At 74.7% G+C, this 14,523-nt stretch carries 8 protein-coding genes and 1 pseudogene; 6 read left to right on the top strand and 3 right to left on the bottom strand.

Going from position 1 to position 14,523, the window contains the following annotated elements:
* Positions 1-24: 24 nt before the first annotated feature.
* Together O3438_RS30595 and O3438_RS30590 are read left to right on the top strand one after the other, a co-directional pair.
* Positions 25-4,887: a WG repeat-containing protein gene (locus O3438_RS30595; protein WP_269683008.1), complete on the top strand. Its 4,863-nt coding sequence runs from the start codon at positions 25-27 to the stop codon at positions 4,885-4,887.
* Positions 4,888-4,931: 44 nt separating this feature from the next.
* On the top strand, positions 4,932-5,930 hold the full coding sequence (locus tag O3438_RS30590; RefSeq protein ID WP_088988329.1) for an aldo/keto reductase family protein: 999 nt from the start codon (positions 4,932-4,934) through the stop codon (positions 5,928-5,930).
* Between the two features lie 53 nt (positions 5,931-5,983).
* Here the strand turns inward: O3438_RS30590 and O3438_RS30585 are convergent, their stop codons facing one another.
* Complete coding sequence (locus tag O3438_RS30585) at positions 5,984-6,781, bottom strand: site-2 protease family protein (protein WP_269683007.1); 798 nt, start codon at positions 6,779-6,781, stop codon at positions 5,984-5,986.
* A complete protein-coding gene (locus tag O3438_RS30580) occupies positions 6,781-6,981 on the bottom strand; it encodes a hypothetical protein (protein ID WP_088988327.1) in 201 nt (66 codons plus the stop codon). Before O3438_RS30580 ends, O3438_RS30585 begins: the two co-directional genes overlap by 1 nt.
* A gap of 143 nt (positions 6,982-7,124) precedes the next feature.
* On the opposite strand from O3438_RS30580, the pseudogene O3438_RS34385 reads away from it, so the two are divergent.
* The 4 genes and pseudogenes from O3438_RS34385 to O3438_RS30560 all read left to right on the top strand — a co-directional run.
* Positions 7,125-7,961: pseudogene (locus tag O3438_RS34385) on the top strand (serine/threonine-protein kinase); the annotation flags it as partial.
* Positions 7,962-9,133: 1,172 nt separating this feature from the next.
* A complete protein-coding gene (locus O3438_RS30570; RefSeq protein WP_269683006.1) occupies positions 9,134-11,095 on the top strand; it encodes a bifunctional adenosylcobinamide kinase/adenosylcobinamide-phosphate guanylyltransferase in 1,962 nt (653 codons plus the stop codon).
* Complete coding sequence (locus O3438_RS30565) at positions 11,085-11,858, top strand: adenosylcobinamide-GDP ribazoletransferase (protein WP_269683005.1); 774 nt, start codon at positions 11,085-11,087, stop codon at positions 11,856-11,858. Before O3438_RS30570 ends, O3438_RS30565 begins: the two co-directional genes overlap by 11 nt.
* A 65-nt stretch (positions 11,859-11,923) precedes the next feature.
* Complete coding sequence (locus tag O3438_RS30560) at positions 11,924-13,213, top strand: DUF2314 domain-containing protein (protein ID WP_269683004.1); 1,290 nt, start codon at positions 11,924-11,926, stop codon at positions 13,211-13,213.
* A gap of 87 nt (positions 13,214-13,300) precedes the next feature.
* Here the strand turns inward: O3438_RS30560 and gcvT are convergent, their stop codons facing one another.
* Entirely contained in the window at positions 13,301-14,431 is a 1,131-nt protein-coding gene (gcvT, locus tag O3438_RS30555; RefSeq protein ID WP_269683003.1) for a glycine cleavage system aminomethyltransferase GcvT, read from the bottom strand.
* Positions 14,432-14,523: the final 92 nt, after the last annotated feature.

Genomic DNA, 14,523 nt, shown 5'->3' with positions numbered 1-14,523 from the left:
CGGGTACGGCGACGGGCTCGACGGATGAACGGCCGTTACGACGACCGGTGGCCGGACCCCAACGAACCGTCCTGGGTGGTCGAACCGACAACCGAGTGGCACCCCCAGTTCCCCGGCCAGCGCTACCCGGGCGACATCGGTGCGCTCCACCAGCCGCCGTCGCGCGGTCGTGCGACGGTGACCGGCCGAGCCGAGGTCCCGCCGCTGGCCCCGACCCGCCCCGACGGCACGTACCTCGGCCGGTCCTGGGCCGACGAACCGCCCGCGGAGCCGCCACCCACCAGGTCCTGGGTGGACGAGGGCGCCGGTGAGACACCGACCTACGGTCGACCCCGGGGCGACCTCGACGGGTCCACCTACGGCCGCCCCGACACCACCGACTCCCGCACCTACGACCACGAGCCGTACCGCCGGCCACTACCGGAGCCACCCCGGCGCGACGACCGTCGCTCGCCCGAGACGGACCGGCGTACCGCCTGGTCCGACCGACGCCCCGCCGACGAGCGGGGACCGGCCCGGGAGGCCGCCTGGCACCGGGACCAGCCCGCATCCGAGCGGTACGACGGTCGGCGCGCGCGACCGGAACCCGCCGACCGGGACCGGGGATACCTCGGCACACCGCCGGTGTCTCCGGCGCCCCGGTCCGACGTCGGCTGGATGCCCGAGCCGGACGACCCGGCTCGTCGTCGAGGCACGCAGGACCGCCCGGCCGCCGGTTACGAGCGGCACCCCGGCGACGGGTACGGCGAACGGCCCGCCCGTGACCGCAACGGCCGCACCGCCGACGACCGACCCGCCGACGGCGCCGACCGGTGGGCGTCGGTGGACGGCCGCGCGCGGTACCGCGCCGACGGGTACCCGGACCGGACCGTGGACGACGGCCGTCGCCCGGAGCGGCACTACCGGGCGGACGAGGCGGCCGAGGCAGCCCGGACGCCCAACGGTGGACGACGGCACCGGCCCGAGCCGGACATGCCGGAGCAGCCCCGCCGTGACGACGACCGGCGTCGGCCCGACACCGACCCACACCGGCAGCAGCCCCGTGAGGCCGTCGCGCGCGCCGAGGCGTACCCGGAGTGGCGTTCCCGCGAGGAGGCCCGCCCGGACGCCTACCGCGAGGACGGGCACCGCGACAACGGACGCCGCGACGACGCGCACCAGGAGAACGGTTACCGCGAGCCTCGGCCCGGCCAGCGGCCCGACGGCAGCCTGCCCTGGCCGCCACCGGGCCCGGTTCGTCCGGACCGCACACGCGAGCAGAGCCACCGCACCGAGCCGTACCGCACGGCGGAGCCGCACCGCACCACGGACCCGTATCGAGGCGAGGAGCCGGCCAGGCCGTCGCGGTCACCGGCCCGCCCGGACGAACGACAGTCGACCGCCCCCTCCCGGTACGACGAGCGGCCGGTGCGTCCCGCCGCGGCAGCGCCAGCGGCACCGGCCCCACCGGGCCGTGCCACACCCGTTCCGCCGGTCACCCCGGAGCGACAGGTGTCGCCCGCGCCCGTGTCCCCCGCACCCATCTCCTCGACGGCGCCCGTCTCCCCCGCCGGGCCCGGCCGGGACCGCCCGGTGTCGGCCGCCCCGGTGTCCCCGGCCAGCGATGTTCCCGTCTCGGGTCCACCTGCCGCACGCCTGCGGTTGGAGTACCTGCCCGCGCCGGTGGATCCGCCGCACGTCGACGAACGGCCGGACGTCCCACCGACACCCGAGCCACGGACGCCGACCGGATTGGCGGCGGCTGACCGGCCGCATCCGACACCGCCGCCGCGTTACCTCGGCCCGGACGTCGGCGACCGCCCGGTCGAGCGGCGCGGCCAGGAGCCGGGCCCGGATCGTCGACGGGTCGGCGACCCGGCGGGCGGAAGCACCCCGACCGATCGCCGCCCGGCCCCGCCGGACTTCACCCATTCCGCGGAACGCCCGCCGTCACCCGAACGCCCGTACTCGCCGGAACGGCCCGACTCGGCGCAGCGCTCACACGCGCCCGGACAGCCGGGCTCGCCGCAGCACCCACACACCCAGGAACGCCCGTACTCGCCGGAGCGGCGCGACTCGCGGCAGTGGCCGACCTCGCCGGAGCGGCCCGTCGCGCCGCACGGGCCGACCTCGGCGGAACGGCCAGCCCCGGCGGCGGACACCCGTCCGCCGGTCGCACCGCCGCCCGCCTGGCAGGTCCAGGACCCGCCGGCCGGCCGACCCGCGCCGATCCCGACGGCCCCGACCCCGGCAGCCCAGAATCCTCCGGTGGAGGACGTCGAACTGACGCTTCCGCCGGCCCCCGGCACGCCGCGTCGCTACGTACCCCCGCCGCCCTCGGAAGAGCCGGTGGCACCCCTTCGGGAGCCGGACGAGGTTCGGGGCACCCGCGGGCCGGACGCCTGGTTCAGCCCCGCTCAGCAGGCCGAGCCCGAGCAGAGCCAGCCGGCGTCGGACCGGCGGTCGTCCGACGACGAGTCGGCGGCCGACGACCTCGACCTCGCCACCGCCTCGGACACGACGGACTGGGGCGTGTCGGCGCCGACGTCCCCCGGCTATCCGACCGACGAGCCCATCGGCGGGTCGACCTCGACGGACGAACCCGGGCCGGTCTCCGCGCCGCCGGCCGAGCCGACCGCCGGCAGCGCGCCCGACTGGGCGGACGAACCCGCCGGCGACACACCGCCGCCCATCGAATGGGCCATGGCGGACGGCGACCGGCCGGTCTCCGGCGTACCCGCCGAGGTGACGCCGCACCACCAGCCGGAAGCCGACGCCGACCACGAGCAGGTCACGCCCGTCGAGGACGCCGGCACGGTCGAGCAGCAGCCGGCCGGCGAGGTGGCCGCCCCGCACGAGTACCCGTGGGACGGTGTGGACGGCCCGAGCAGCACCGGACCGGCGGACGTCTGGCGATCCGAGACGCCGGACGACGACCTGGACGAACCCGTCTCCGCCCCTCCCGCGCCGCCCGTCTCCGCGCCGCCCGTCTCCGCGCCGCCCGCATCAGTCTCCGCACTCCCTGCGCCCACACAGTCGGCCGCCACAGCACCCGTCTCCGCGCCGCCGACCTCGGTGGAACCCGTGTCGGCGCCGCCCGTGCCGGCCTTCCCGGCACCCGTGTCCGCGCCCCCGGTTCCCGTAGAACCCGTGTCCGCGCCACCCGCGCCGGCCGAGGCAGCCTTCCCGGCACCCGTGTCCGCACCGCCCGTCTCCCCCGCGCCCGTGCCGGCAGCACCGGTCTCCGCACCGCCCGTCTCCGCACCACCGGCCGCCGCAGAGCCGCTCTCCGCACCACCGGCCGCCGCAGAGCCGCTCTCCGCACCACCGGCCGCCGCAGAGCCGCTCTCCGCACCACCGGCCGCCGCAGAGCCGCTCTCCGCACCACCGGCCGCCGCAGAGCCGCTCTCCGCACCACCGGCCGCCGCAGAGCCAGACTCGGCAGTCCCCGTCTCGGCACCGCCCGTCTCCGCAGCCCCCGTCTCCGCACCGCCCGCACCGACCTCCGCGCCGCCTGCCTCGGCCGTTCCCGGCCCCAGGAGCGGCGGGGACGACGCGCCGGTGTCCGCACCGCCCGTCGAGGCCCCTCCGGTGGCCGCCCGCCCGTCGCTGGCCGACCCGGGTGACCCGGAGCAGGTCCTCGCGGCGTACCGCTGGCGGTTGGACCCGGTCACGCTGCGCGAGGAGTTGACGGAACCGGACGACCTGCGGGCCATCCGCCGACGACTGACCGAGAAGTTGGGTTCGGCGGTCGACAACCGTGCCCGCGCCCGACTGCTCAGCCTCCGCGCGGTGACCTCGCGGATCCTGGGCGACCTGGACGACGCGCTGGCCGACGGTCGGCTGGCCCTCACCTACGCCGAGGCGACCGGCGAGTTGCGCCGGACCGCGCTGGCCCAGGCCCGGTTGGCCCACGTCCTGCGCTGGCGCGGCGACTTCGCCGAGGCCGACCAGCTCTTCGCCCAGGCCAACTCGGTCGAGCTACCCGACCGGCTGCGGGCCGCGCTGCACGAGCACGCCGGGCGGTCGTGTTACGACCAGGGACGGCTCATGGAGGCCTGCGAGCACTTCGAGGACGCGCTCGACCTGCGCGGCGCCGGCGACGCCGAACTGCTGGGGCGGATCCGGGTGGCGCTCGACGCGGTCAGCGTCCGGGCCTCGACCGGTGGCTTCGGGCCGTACCCCCGGAGTCGTGACGAGGTGCTCGACCGCGACCGGCCCCCGCTGCCGGAGCGCGACGGGCAGCTGTGGGGTTACACCGGCCCAGACGGCGACCTTGTCGTCCCCGCCCGGTACGCCGAGGTGCAACCGTTCCACGACGGGCTGGCCTGGGTCCGCCGTCCGGACACCGACCGGTGGTCGCTGATCAACCTGCTGGGTACGACGGTGATCCCGCCGTCCTTCCGGGCGGCGCACCCGTTCAGCGACGGGTTGGCCTGGGTGGTCGGCGACGGCGGCTGGACCGCGATCGACGCGACCGGCACGGTGCAGGTGGCGCCCAACTTCGCCGAGGTACGGCCCTTCCGCCGTGGGTTGGCCGCGGTCCGGCGCGAAGGGTGGGGGGCGGTCGACCGGACCGGCCGGGTCGTCGTGCCCACGCGCTACCACGGGTTCGTCACCGAGTTGGCCGACGGCCAGCAGGTCGACGGTTTCACCGAGGAGGGCCTCGCGGTGGTCGACGTGGCCGGACGGCGCGGCGTGGTGGACCGCACCGGCACGCTGCTCGTTCCCCCGGCGCATCCGATGCTGGTCATCCACCCGGTGGCATTCCTCGTCGCCACCGAGACCGGGCGGTGGGGTGCGCTGGACCGGCGCGGCGCGGCACTGATCGACCCGGTGCACCGCGACCGCGCGGAGGTGCTGGAAGAGATCGACCGGCTACTCACCGATGCCAATCCCGTGCTGTGAGTGGCCGGTCGACGTTAGTGATCTAGCGGAGTTAGGGTCGGTACATGGAATTCCGACACCTGGGCCGTTCCGGCCTGCTGGTCAGCGAAATCTCGTACGGCAACTGGATCACCCACGGTTCCCAGGTCGAGGAGGACGCCGCGTTCGCCTGCGTCCGCGCCGCCCTCGACGCGGGAATCACCACCTTCGACACCGCCGACGTGTACGCCGGCACCCGGGCCGAGGACGTGCTCGGCCGGGCGTTGCAGAACGAGCGCCGCGAAGGGCTGGAGATCTTCACGAAGGTCTACTGGCCGACCGGGCCGGGCCGCAACGACCGTGGCCTCTCCCGCAAGCACATCATGGAGTCGATCAACGGCTCGCTGCGCCGGCTGCGCACCGACTACGTGGACCTCTACCAGGCCCACCGGTACGACTACAGCACCCCGCTGGAAGAGACGATGGAGGCGTTCGCCGACGTCGTGCACTCCGGTAAGGCGCACTACATCGGCGTCTCCGAGTGGACCGCCGAGCAGCTTCGCGCCGCCCACCCGCTCGCCCGTGAGCTGCACATCCCGCTGGTCTCCAACCAACCTCAGTACTCGATGCTGTGGCGGGTCATCGAGGCCGAGGTCGTGCCGGCCAGCGAGGAGCTGGGCATCGGGCAGATCGTCTGGTCGCCGATGGCGCAGGGTGTGCTCTCCGGCAAGTACCTGCCGGGTCAGCCGCCGCCGGCCGGTTCCCGCGCCACCGACGAGAAGTCCGGCGCGGGCTTCATCTCCCGGTTCATGAACGACGACGTGCTCACCCGGGTGCAGCGGCTCAAGCCCCTCGCGGAGCAGGCCGGGCTCAGCATGGCCCAGCTGGCGGTGGCGTGGGTCCTGCAGAACCCGAACGTCTCGTCGGCGATCATCGGCGCGTCCCGCCCCGAGCAGGTGCACGACAACGTGAAGGCGGCCGGGGTGAAGCTCGACGCCGAGCTGCTCAAGGCGATCGACGAGATCGTCGAGCCGGTCACCGAGCGGGACCCGGCGAAGACCGAGTCCCCCGCGCAGCGTCCCTGACGCCGTACCGGCCCGGCTGGCGCGAATCGTCGCGCCGGCCGGGCCGGGTCAGCTCAGCTCTGCCAGAAGCGGATCAGGTCCAGGCCGGTGGCGTAGAGCCACGACGGCAGACCGAGCAGGTCACCGACCGCGAAGACCGCGTCGAAGAACCAGCCGCCGATCCGCGGGTTCCACAGCAGCGCGAAGAGCAGGATGAAGCCGTACGGGGCGAACAGGTCGTACATCTTGCGCCACTGCGGGTTGAGCCACGGCTGGATCATGTTGCCGCCGTCCAGACCGGGCACCGGCAGCAGGTTGAGCACGCTGGCGGTGAGCTGGAGGAAGGCGAGCAACGCCACCCCGGCCCAGAACTCCACCGGCCCACCCGACTGGGTGCCCAGTCGTACCGCCACCACCAGCACCAGCATGAACAGCACGTTGGTCGCCGGGCCGGCGAGGCTGACCAGGGTGTGCCGCAGTCGACCCGGGATGGAGTGCCGGTCCACCCAGACCGCGCCGCCGGGCAGGCCGATGCCACCGAGCAGCAACACCACCACCGGCAGCACGATCGACAGCAGCGGGTGGGTGTACTTCAACGGGTTGAGCGTCAGGTAGCCCCGGTGGGCGATGTCCCGGTCGCCGGCCCGGTAGGCCACCACCGCGTGGGCGTACTCGTGCAGGCACAGTGACACCAGCCAGCCGGACACCACGAAGAGGAACACGTTGAACCGGACGTTGCCGTAACCGTTCCAGGCCAGCACCCCGCTGACCGCGAAGAGGGCGACCAGGCCGAGGAAGATCGGGCTGGGCCGAAACGCCGCCTTGGGCACGCCGAGGACCAGCCCGTCGGTGCCCGGCCGGTCGTAGGCCATCACTCGGCCGTGGGCAGCAGGCTCATCCGGTATTCCACCCGGTCGTCCTCGACGAGCGCGACCGAGGTGACGCCGGACGTCGCGAGTTCCCGCCAGGTCTGACCGATCCAGGATTCGGCGTCGGCCTGGCTGCCGAACGACTCCGCCGGTCCCTCGACCGTCTGACCGTCCGTGCCCTCGTACCGCCAGCTCCACGCCATGCCGCGTCTCCCCTCGCCGCTGAAGTCCCCGTGGGACGAATCCCCGCCAGCGTAGTCGGCCCGGCGCGCAACGGCCCCTCGCTGCCCCCGGCAGGACCCGCAGGTGGATCGATTCGATCGAGGCCGACCGGTACGGTGGCCCGGTGTTGACTCGGGGAGTGCTGCTCGGCGACCGGTACCGGCTGGGCGAACGGGTGGCGACGGGCGGGATGGGCGCGGTCTGGCGCGGCACGGACGTGCTGCTGGAACGCGAGGTGGCGGTGAAGGTGCTGCTGCCGTCGCTGGTCGCCGATCAGGAGTTCACCGCCCGGTTCCGGGCCGAGGCGCGGATGCTGGCGGCACTGCGGCACCCCGGCGTGGTGCCGGTGCACGACGTGGGGCAGGCCGTGCTCGCCGACGGCAGCCAGGTCGACTACCTGGTGATGGAGTACGTCGAGGGTGAACCGTTGTCCGCCCGGGTACGCGCGGCGGGGCGGTTGGACGGCGCCACCACCATGTCGGTGCTGGCCCAGGCCGCGGACGCGCTGCACACCGCGCACCTCGCTGGCATGGTGCACCGGGATGTGAAGCCGGGCAATCTGCTGGTGAAGGCCGACGGCACCGTGGTGCTGGTCGACTTCGGCATCGCCCGGTCCCGGGACATGGCCGGGCTGACCGCCGCGAACATGGTGCTCGGCACCGCCTCGTACATGTCCCCGGAGCAGGCCACCGGGCAGCCCGTCTCGGCCGCCACCGACGTCTACGCGCTCGGCGCGGTGGCGTACTTCTGCCTGGCCGGGCAGCCGCCGTTCCACGGCGACAACCCGCTCGCGGTGGCGTTGCGGCACACCCAGGAGGAGCCTCCCCCACTGCCGCCGGGCACCCCACCGGCGGTCGTCGCCGTGGTGGCTCGCGCGCTGGGCAAGCGGCCCGAGGACCGGTTCGGCAGCGCTGCCGAACTGGCGGCGGCCGCCGCCGACGCCCGCGACTCGACACTGGCGAGCATCCCGGTCTCGGCCCGCCCACCGTGGGCGGTCGCCGCACCGCTCACCCCGTCGGTCACCCCACCCGCCGTCCCGACCCCCGCGCCGCCGGTCGGGCAGACCCCACCCGCCGGGCCCGCCGCCCCTCCCCCTCCGGCGGGCTTCGCCGCCGAACCCACCACCGAACCGAAGCCGACCCGGGAGGACGCGCTCCAGTCCGCGCCGACCAACCGACGCCGGCCGCTGCTGGTCGGGGCCGCTGCTGTCGTCCTCGTCGCGCTTGTCATCGCGGTGGCCGTGGTGGCGCTCCGCCCCGAGACGAAGCCGGGTTCCGCGAACCAGCCACCCGTGCTCGCCGGCGAGTCCGCGGCGGGCACCGACGCACCGCTGCCGCCCGGGCAGGCGACCACGACCGGGCCCCGACCCAGCGGTACGCCGGGCGCCACCCGCGCCGCGACGGCCGATCCGACCGGATCCCCGGCCGACGCGACGGCCAGCGGCGGGCCGGGCCGGACCGTCGGCGCACCGGGCAGCACGCCGACCGGTACGACCAGCAGCCGACCGACGCCGAGCCGCACCCCGTCCGGCCGGCCCAACCCGTACACGGCGGCGCAGGCGTGCGGCAGCGGCTACCAGGTGATCGACTCGGCCACGCTGACCGGTACCGACGGGCAGCGCAAGGGCCGGGTCTTCCTGACGTACCACTCGGGCACCGGCACCAACTGTGTGGTCACCCTCAAGGACACCTCGGTGGGGACGAAGTCGGCGGCGTCCGCGTACCTGGAGGTGCAGGGGCGGGCCCGGAGCACCGACAGCGGGTCCTTCGACTACTACGCCGGGCCGGTGAAGGCCAGTGCCGCCGGGACGTGCGTGAAGTGGGGCGGCGCGACCGGCGGGGCCAGCTACGGCAGCGGCTTCGAACACTGCGATTGATCATCGCTGCCCGCGCCGGTGGTTCCCGCCGACGCGCGACCTCGCGGGAGCTGGTGGGTGAATCTTGGACACTTTCCGTTACGCGCTAACGGTAAGTGTTGAAGATTGCCAGCGGCGGCGGGTGAAGCGGCCCGGGGTCACATCGCGTCCGGCAGGAAAATGGACGCTTTCCCGCAATGGTTGCGGAACGGGCTTTGATCTTCGGCAGGGTTGGGGCGAGGTGCCCCGCCCCGAAGGATGAGAACTAAGGTACGGGCATGTCCGTACAGGGGTGGAACACGGTCCTGGTGCTCGGCGGTATCCGGTCTGGCAAGTCCGAGTTCGCCGAGTCCCTGGTCACCGACGCGCCGGTGGTCCGCTATGTCGCCACCGCGCCCGAGGGCGACCCGGAGGACACCGAGTGGGCGACCCGGTTGGCGGCGCACCGCGCCCGCCGGCCGGGCAGTTGGACCACCGAAGAGACCACCGAGGACCCACGCCGGTTGGCCGACGTGCTCGCGTCCGCGGAGCCCAACGAGACGCTGCTCGTCGACGACCTGGGCGGCTGGGTGACGGTGCTGCTCGACCCAGACCACCAGCCCGCCGACGACGTGGCGACGATCGCCGAGCTGGCCGACGCGCTGCGCACCTGCTCGGCGCGGGTGGTGCTGGTGAGCCCCGAGGTGGGGCTGTCGCTGGTGCCGACCACCCCGCTGGGCCGGGCGTTCACCGACGCGCTGGGCGCTGCCAACCGCGCGGTCGCCGACGCCTGCGACGCGGTGGTGCTGGTCGTCGCCGGCCAGCCGGTCTGGCTGAAGCCCGTCGCCGCACCGGCGGCCTCCGCCAGCACCGCCGCAACGGCGGCCTCCGCCAGCACCGCCGCACCGGCGGAACCGGCCGCACCCGCCACCGCCACCGCACCGGTCGTGGCGACCCTGGCCGACGCCGAGGGCATCCCCGAGGTGCAACTGCCCGACGTGTTGACCCACACGCCGCCGCCCGCACCCAACCAAGAATCCGGCAACCCCTGGGCCGCGCCCACCATGGCGCTGCCGATGGTGGCCACCGGGCTGGTCATCCAGCCGGGCATGGAGCTGCCCATGCCCGACGAGTACGCGGGCCCGCAGGCGGTGGACCGGCTGGCCACGCTGGACGTACCGGGCGCCGGGCTGGGCGTGCTGGACCGGGTGGTCGGGTTCGCCGCCGCCACCCAGGGCACCCCGACCCCGCGGGCGTGGGGCTCGGTGCGGGTGCTGCTGCTGCACGGCGACCACGCCGGCGGAGGGTCGGCCGGCGCCGTCGCCGGTGAGTCGGCGCGCCGGGCCGCGCAGGCCCGCGCCGGCCAGGGCGTGTTGGCGCGGCTGGCCGCCGAGAACGGCGCGAGCCTACAGGTGGTCGACGTCCCCGCGTCCGCGGCGATGGAGACCGAGCCGGCGTTGACGCTCGACCAGGTCGAGTCCGCGCTGCGCTACGGCTGGCGGTTGGCCGAACAGGCGGCCGACGCCGGCGTACAACTGCTGGTCCTGGGGGCTTGCGGAGCCGGCACCGAGGCGGCGGCCGCGGCGGTGCTCGCGGCGACCGCCGGCGCGGAGCCCCCCACCGTGCTGGGCCGGGTGATCACCGACACCGGCGAGATCGACGACGCGGCGTGGATGGTCCGCTGCGCGGCCGTGCGCGACGCCCTGCACCGCACCCGCCGCTCGTCGCGCGGAGCCAAGGACATCCTTGCCGAGCTGGGCGGCGGCGACGTGGCGGTGGCCACCGGTGTGCTGCTCGGCGCCACCGCCCGCCGGGTGCCGGTGCTGCTCGACGGGCCGGTCGGCGTGGCCGCCGGCATGGTCAGTCGCGACCTGGCCGGGCAGGCACGGCACTGGTGCCTGCTCGCCGACCACGGAGGGCACCCGGCGGTACGGCTCGCCGCCGACGTGTTGGGTCTCACCCCGCTGCTCGACCTGCGGCTGGACCTGGGCGAGGGCGCGAACGCGCTGGTCGCGCTGCCGCTGCTGCGTTCCGTGCTGGCGTTGTCCGCCGCTCTGCCGATGCACCCGTCACTCGGCGGCGGCGAGCCGACCCCGACCGGCGAAGCGGTCCCGACCATCGACGAGCCGAGCTACCTCGACACGGGCAACAGCGACCCGGACGGCACCGAGCCCGACTTCGCCGAGCCGGAACCGGCCGGCCCGGGCCCGGCCAGCACCGGGGCGGACGACCAGCCGGCGTCGGGCTGGCGTGCCGGCTGAGTCGCGGCTCCTCGCCGGAGCCCGGCTGGCGGTCACCACGTTCACCACGGTGCCGGTGCGGGCCGGACGGATCGACCGCCCGGTCGCCGGCACCGCGATGGCCCTCGCGCCGGCGGTCGGCGCGCTGCTCGGCGCGCTGCTGGCCGGAGTGCTGCTGCTGAGCGGCGCGTTCGCTCCACCACTGGTGGCCGCCGGTGTGACGGTCGGCGCCGCCGCGCTGCTCACCCGAGGGTTGCACCTGGACGGGCTCGCCGACACCGTGGACGCGCTCGGCTCGTACCGGCGAGGCGCGGCCGCCCTGGAGATCATGAAGAAGCCGGACGTCGGCCCGTTCGGGGTGGTCGCCCTGGTGGTCGTACTCCTGGTGCAGGCGGCGGCGCTCGCCGACCTGGCCGGACGGTCCTGGCCGGCGTGCGTCGCGGCGGTGGTCACGGCGACCGCCGCCGGACGGTTCGGCGTCACGGTGGCCTGCCGGCGGGGCGTTCCGGCGGCCCGGCCGGACGGGCTGGGCGCGCTCGTGGCCGGCACCGTCGGCAGGGTCGCGCCGGCCGTCGGCGCGGTCGCCGTCGCGCTGCTGGCGGTGCCCGCCGTGCCGGGCCGCCCGTGGCAGGGGCCGCTGGCCGTCGTCGCCGCGCTCGCCGTCGCGGCACCGCTGCTGACACACGTGGTACGCCGGCTCGGTGGGATCACCGGCGACGTCCTCGGCGCGACGGTCGAGGTGGTCACCACGCTGGTCTACCTGGGTCTGGTGCTGTCCGCCTGAACCGGGCACGACCGGCCGGGTAGCGTTCGGCTCGACAGCACCGGCACGGCCACCGGGGGAACCCCATGCTCATCACTGACGACTTCCTGCCCGTACCGGTGCCGGAGTCGCTCAGCGCGACCTACCTGGTGCCGATGACGGGGCTGCCGAAGGTCAGCGCGAAGACCGCTGTGGCGGCGCTGACCGGCCGACTGGCCGAGCCGGTGCACGGGTTGGCCCGGCAGATGCTCGACAGCCCGCTGATGAGCGTCGACACCCGACCGATCAGCGAGTTCCCGGAACTGCCGCCGGACCTGCTCACCGCGTTCGGCGCCACCGAGGAGCAGTTGGCCCGCCTGGCCGCCGCTACCCACCTGGTGGTCGTTCAGGCCGAGTACCGGCCGGGTTGGCCGCCCGCGCACGAGTGGGCGGCCCGCGCGGTAGCGGCCGCCGTGGCGGAATCCCACGACGGCGACGTGGTGGACGTCTTCGGTCTGCAGTTCCTCGACCCAGCGACCGCGTTGCGCTCACTCCCCGACGAGCAGGGTCGGATCCGGCTGGTCGACTGGGTTCTGGTGCCGTACTCGTCCGACACCGAGGGGTTGTGGTTCACCACCAAGGGCCTGCGGCGCTTCGGGTTGCTGGAGTTGCAGACCCAGGGCGTTCCGGACCACCTCACCCGCGCCTGGGGTGCGGTGATGACCGGAGCGGCCCGCCGGCTGCTGCGGGACTGGACCGACGGGCTCACCGGCGAGGAGGTTCCGGCGTTCGTGCAGTTGCCGGTGCTCGCCACCGTCACCGGGCACGACATCGCCGTGGCGTACGGCAACCCGGAACAGCACGGCGCGACCGCACCGGTGCTGCTGCGCCTTGAGCTGGACCCGGCGACCGACCCGGAGGCCGACTCGTTCCTCAGCCTGCGTCCGCCGGCCGGTCACCCGGGCCCGGACGGGCGCTACTACGCGGCCGCCTGCGCGACCCTGTTCTCCGGGATCCAGCCGGACGTGCGCTACGCGCGGTCGGGTGACGCGATGAGTCAGGCGGTCGCCACCGCCCGCGCCGCGCTGGGTGACGCGCGCGCCCGGTTCGTCGCCGGACACCTGCCCGCGGAGTCGCAGTTGGTGGTCAAGTACGGCCTGCCCGGCGACGACGGCCCGGAGTACGTCTGGGCGGGCGTGACCTCCTGGGAGGCGCCGGAACGGATCGTCGGCGTGAGCGCCAGCGACGCCGCCACCGACGAGAGCGTGCGCATCGGCGCACCCGTGGTGGTGGAGGCGACCGACGTCGTCGACTGGGCGGTCCTGGACGCCACCGGCGTCATCCAGGGCGGCTGGACCCAGGCGGTCCTGGACTCCGGCGAACCCCCCACCCCCTGACCCGTTGCCCGGTGATCAAGAGGTTCGCGTCAGAATCCCGTCCGAATCTGACGCAAAGCTCTTGATCACCGGGGCAGGGGCAGGGGTCTAGCGCACTGAGGGGGTTACGAAGGGGGGCTTGGTCAGGGTCAGGGGCGCTCGGCGGCCCCGGATGTCGATCTCGACCTCGTCGCCGTCGGTCAGGTTGGCGTCGGTGTCCACGAGGGCCAGCGCGATGCCCTGCTTCCTCGTCGGGCTGAAGGTGCCACTGGTCACCTCGCCGACCTGCCGGTCACCGACGTGCAGGGTCATCCCCGGACGCGGAATCGCCCGGTCGACGGCCACCAGGCCGCGCAGCGTACGCCGAGGGCCGGCGGCCTTCTCGGCGAGCAGCGCGTCGCGGCCCCAGAAGGCCGGCTTGCCCCAACCGACCGCCCAGCCGGAGCGGGCCTGCACCGGGCTGATGTCCAGGGAGAGATCCTGCCCGTGCAGCGGGTAGCCCATCTCGGTACGCAGCGTGTCCCGCGCGGCCAGACCGCAGGCGCGCAGCTCGAACGCGGCACCGGCGGCGAACAGCGCATCCCAGACGGCCACCGCGTGCTCGGCCGGCACCACCAGCTCGTAGCCCAGCTCGCCCGTGTAGCCGGTGCGGCAGACGGTCAACTCCACCCCGGCCAGGCTCGCGGCGGAGAAGCTCATGTAGCCGTGCTCGGTGGGCAGGCCGAGGGCGGCCAGCAGCTCCGCCGAGCGGGGGCCCTGCACGGCCAGCACGGCGTACGCCTCGTGCTCGTCGGTGACGGTGACCTGCGCGGGCGCGGCGGCGCGCAACCGGCGCACCACCTCGGCGGTGTTCGCGGCGTTCGGGATGAGGAAGACGTGGTCGTCGGCGTACAGGTAGGCGATGATGTCGTCCACCACGCCGCCGGTGGCGTCGTCGCAGCAGAGCGTGTACTGCGCCCGGCCGGGGCCGATCCGACCCAGGTCGTTGCTGAGGCAGGAGTTGACGAAGTCGGCCGCTCCGGGCCCGGTCACGCGGGCCTTGCCCAGGTGCGACACGTCGAAGACCCCGACCGCCGTCCGGACCGCCGTGTGCTCCTTGAGCACGCCACCGCCGGCGTACTCCAGCGGCATCTCCCATCCGCCGAAGGGTGCGAACTTGGCGCCGGCGGCGGTGTGCCGCTCGTGCAGCGGGGAACGTCGCAGCCGGGTCGCGGCGGCGGCGGAGGTCACGTCGGTCATGGGTGGCAACTTACCGGGGACAACGTGGCTGGTTAGCATCGGCGGGAGCCCTCTGACGCTGTCGGCGGGACAACCATCACGTCCGGCGGGTA

Source organism: Micromonospora sp. WMMC250, assembly GCF_027460215.1.
In the GTDB taxonomy this organism is placed as follows: domain Bacteria; phylum Actinomycetota; class Actinomycetes; order Mycobacteriales; family Micromonosporaceae; genus Micromonospora; species Micromonospora taraxaci.
Note: the sequence above shows the minus strand (reverse complement) of the source record. Positions and strands in the feature narration are given on the sequence as shown.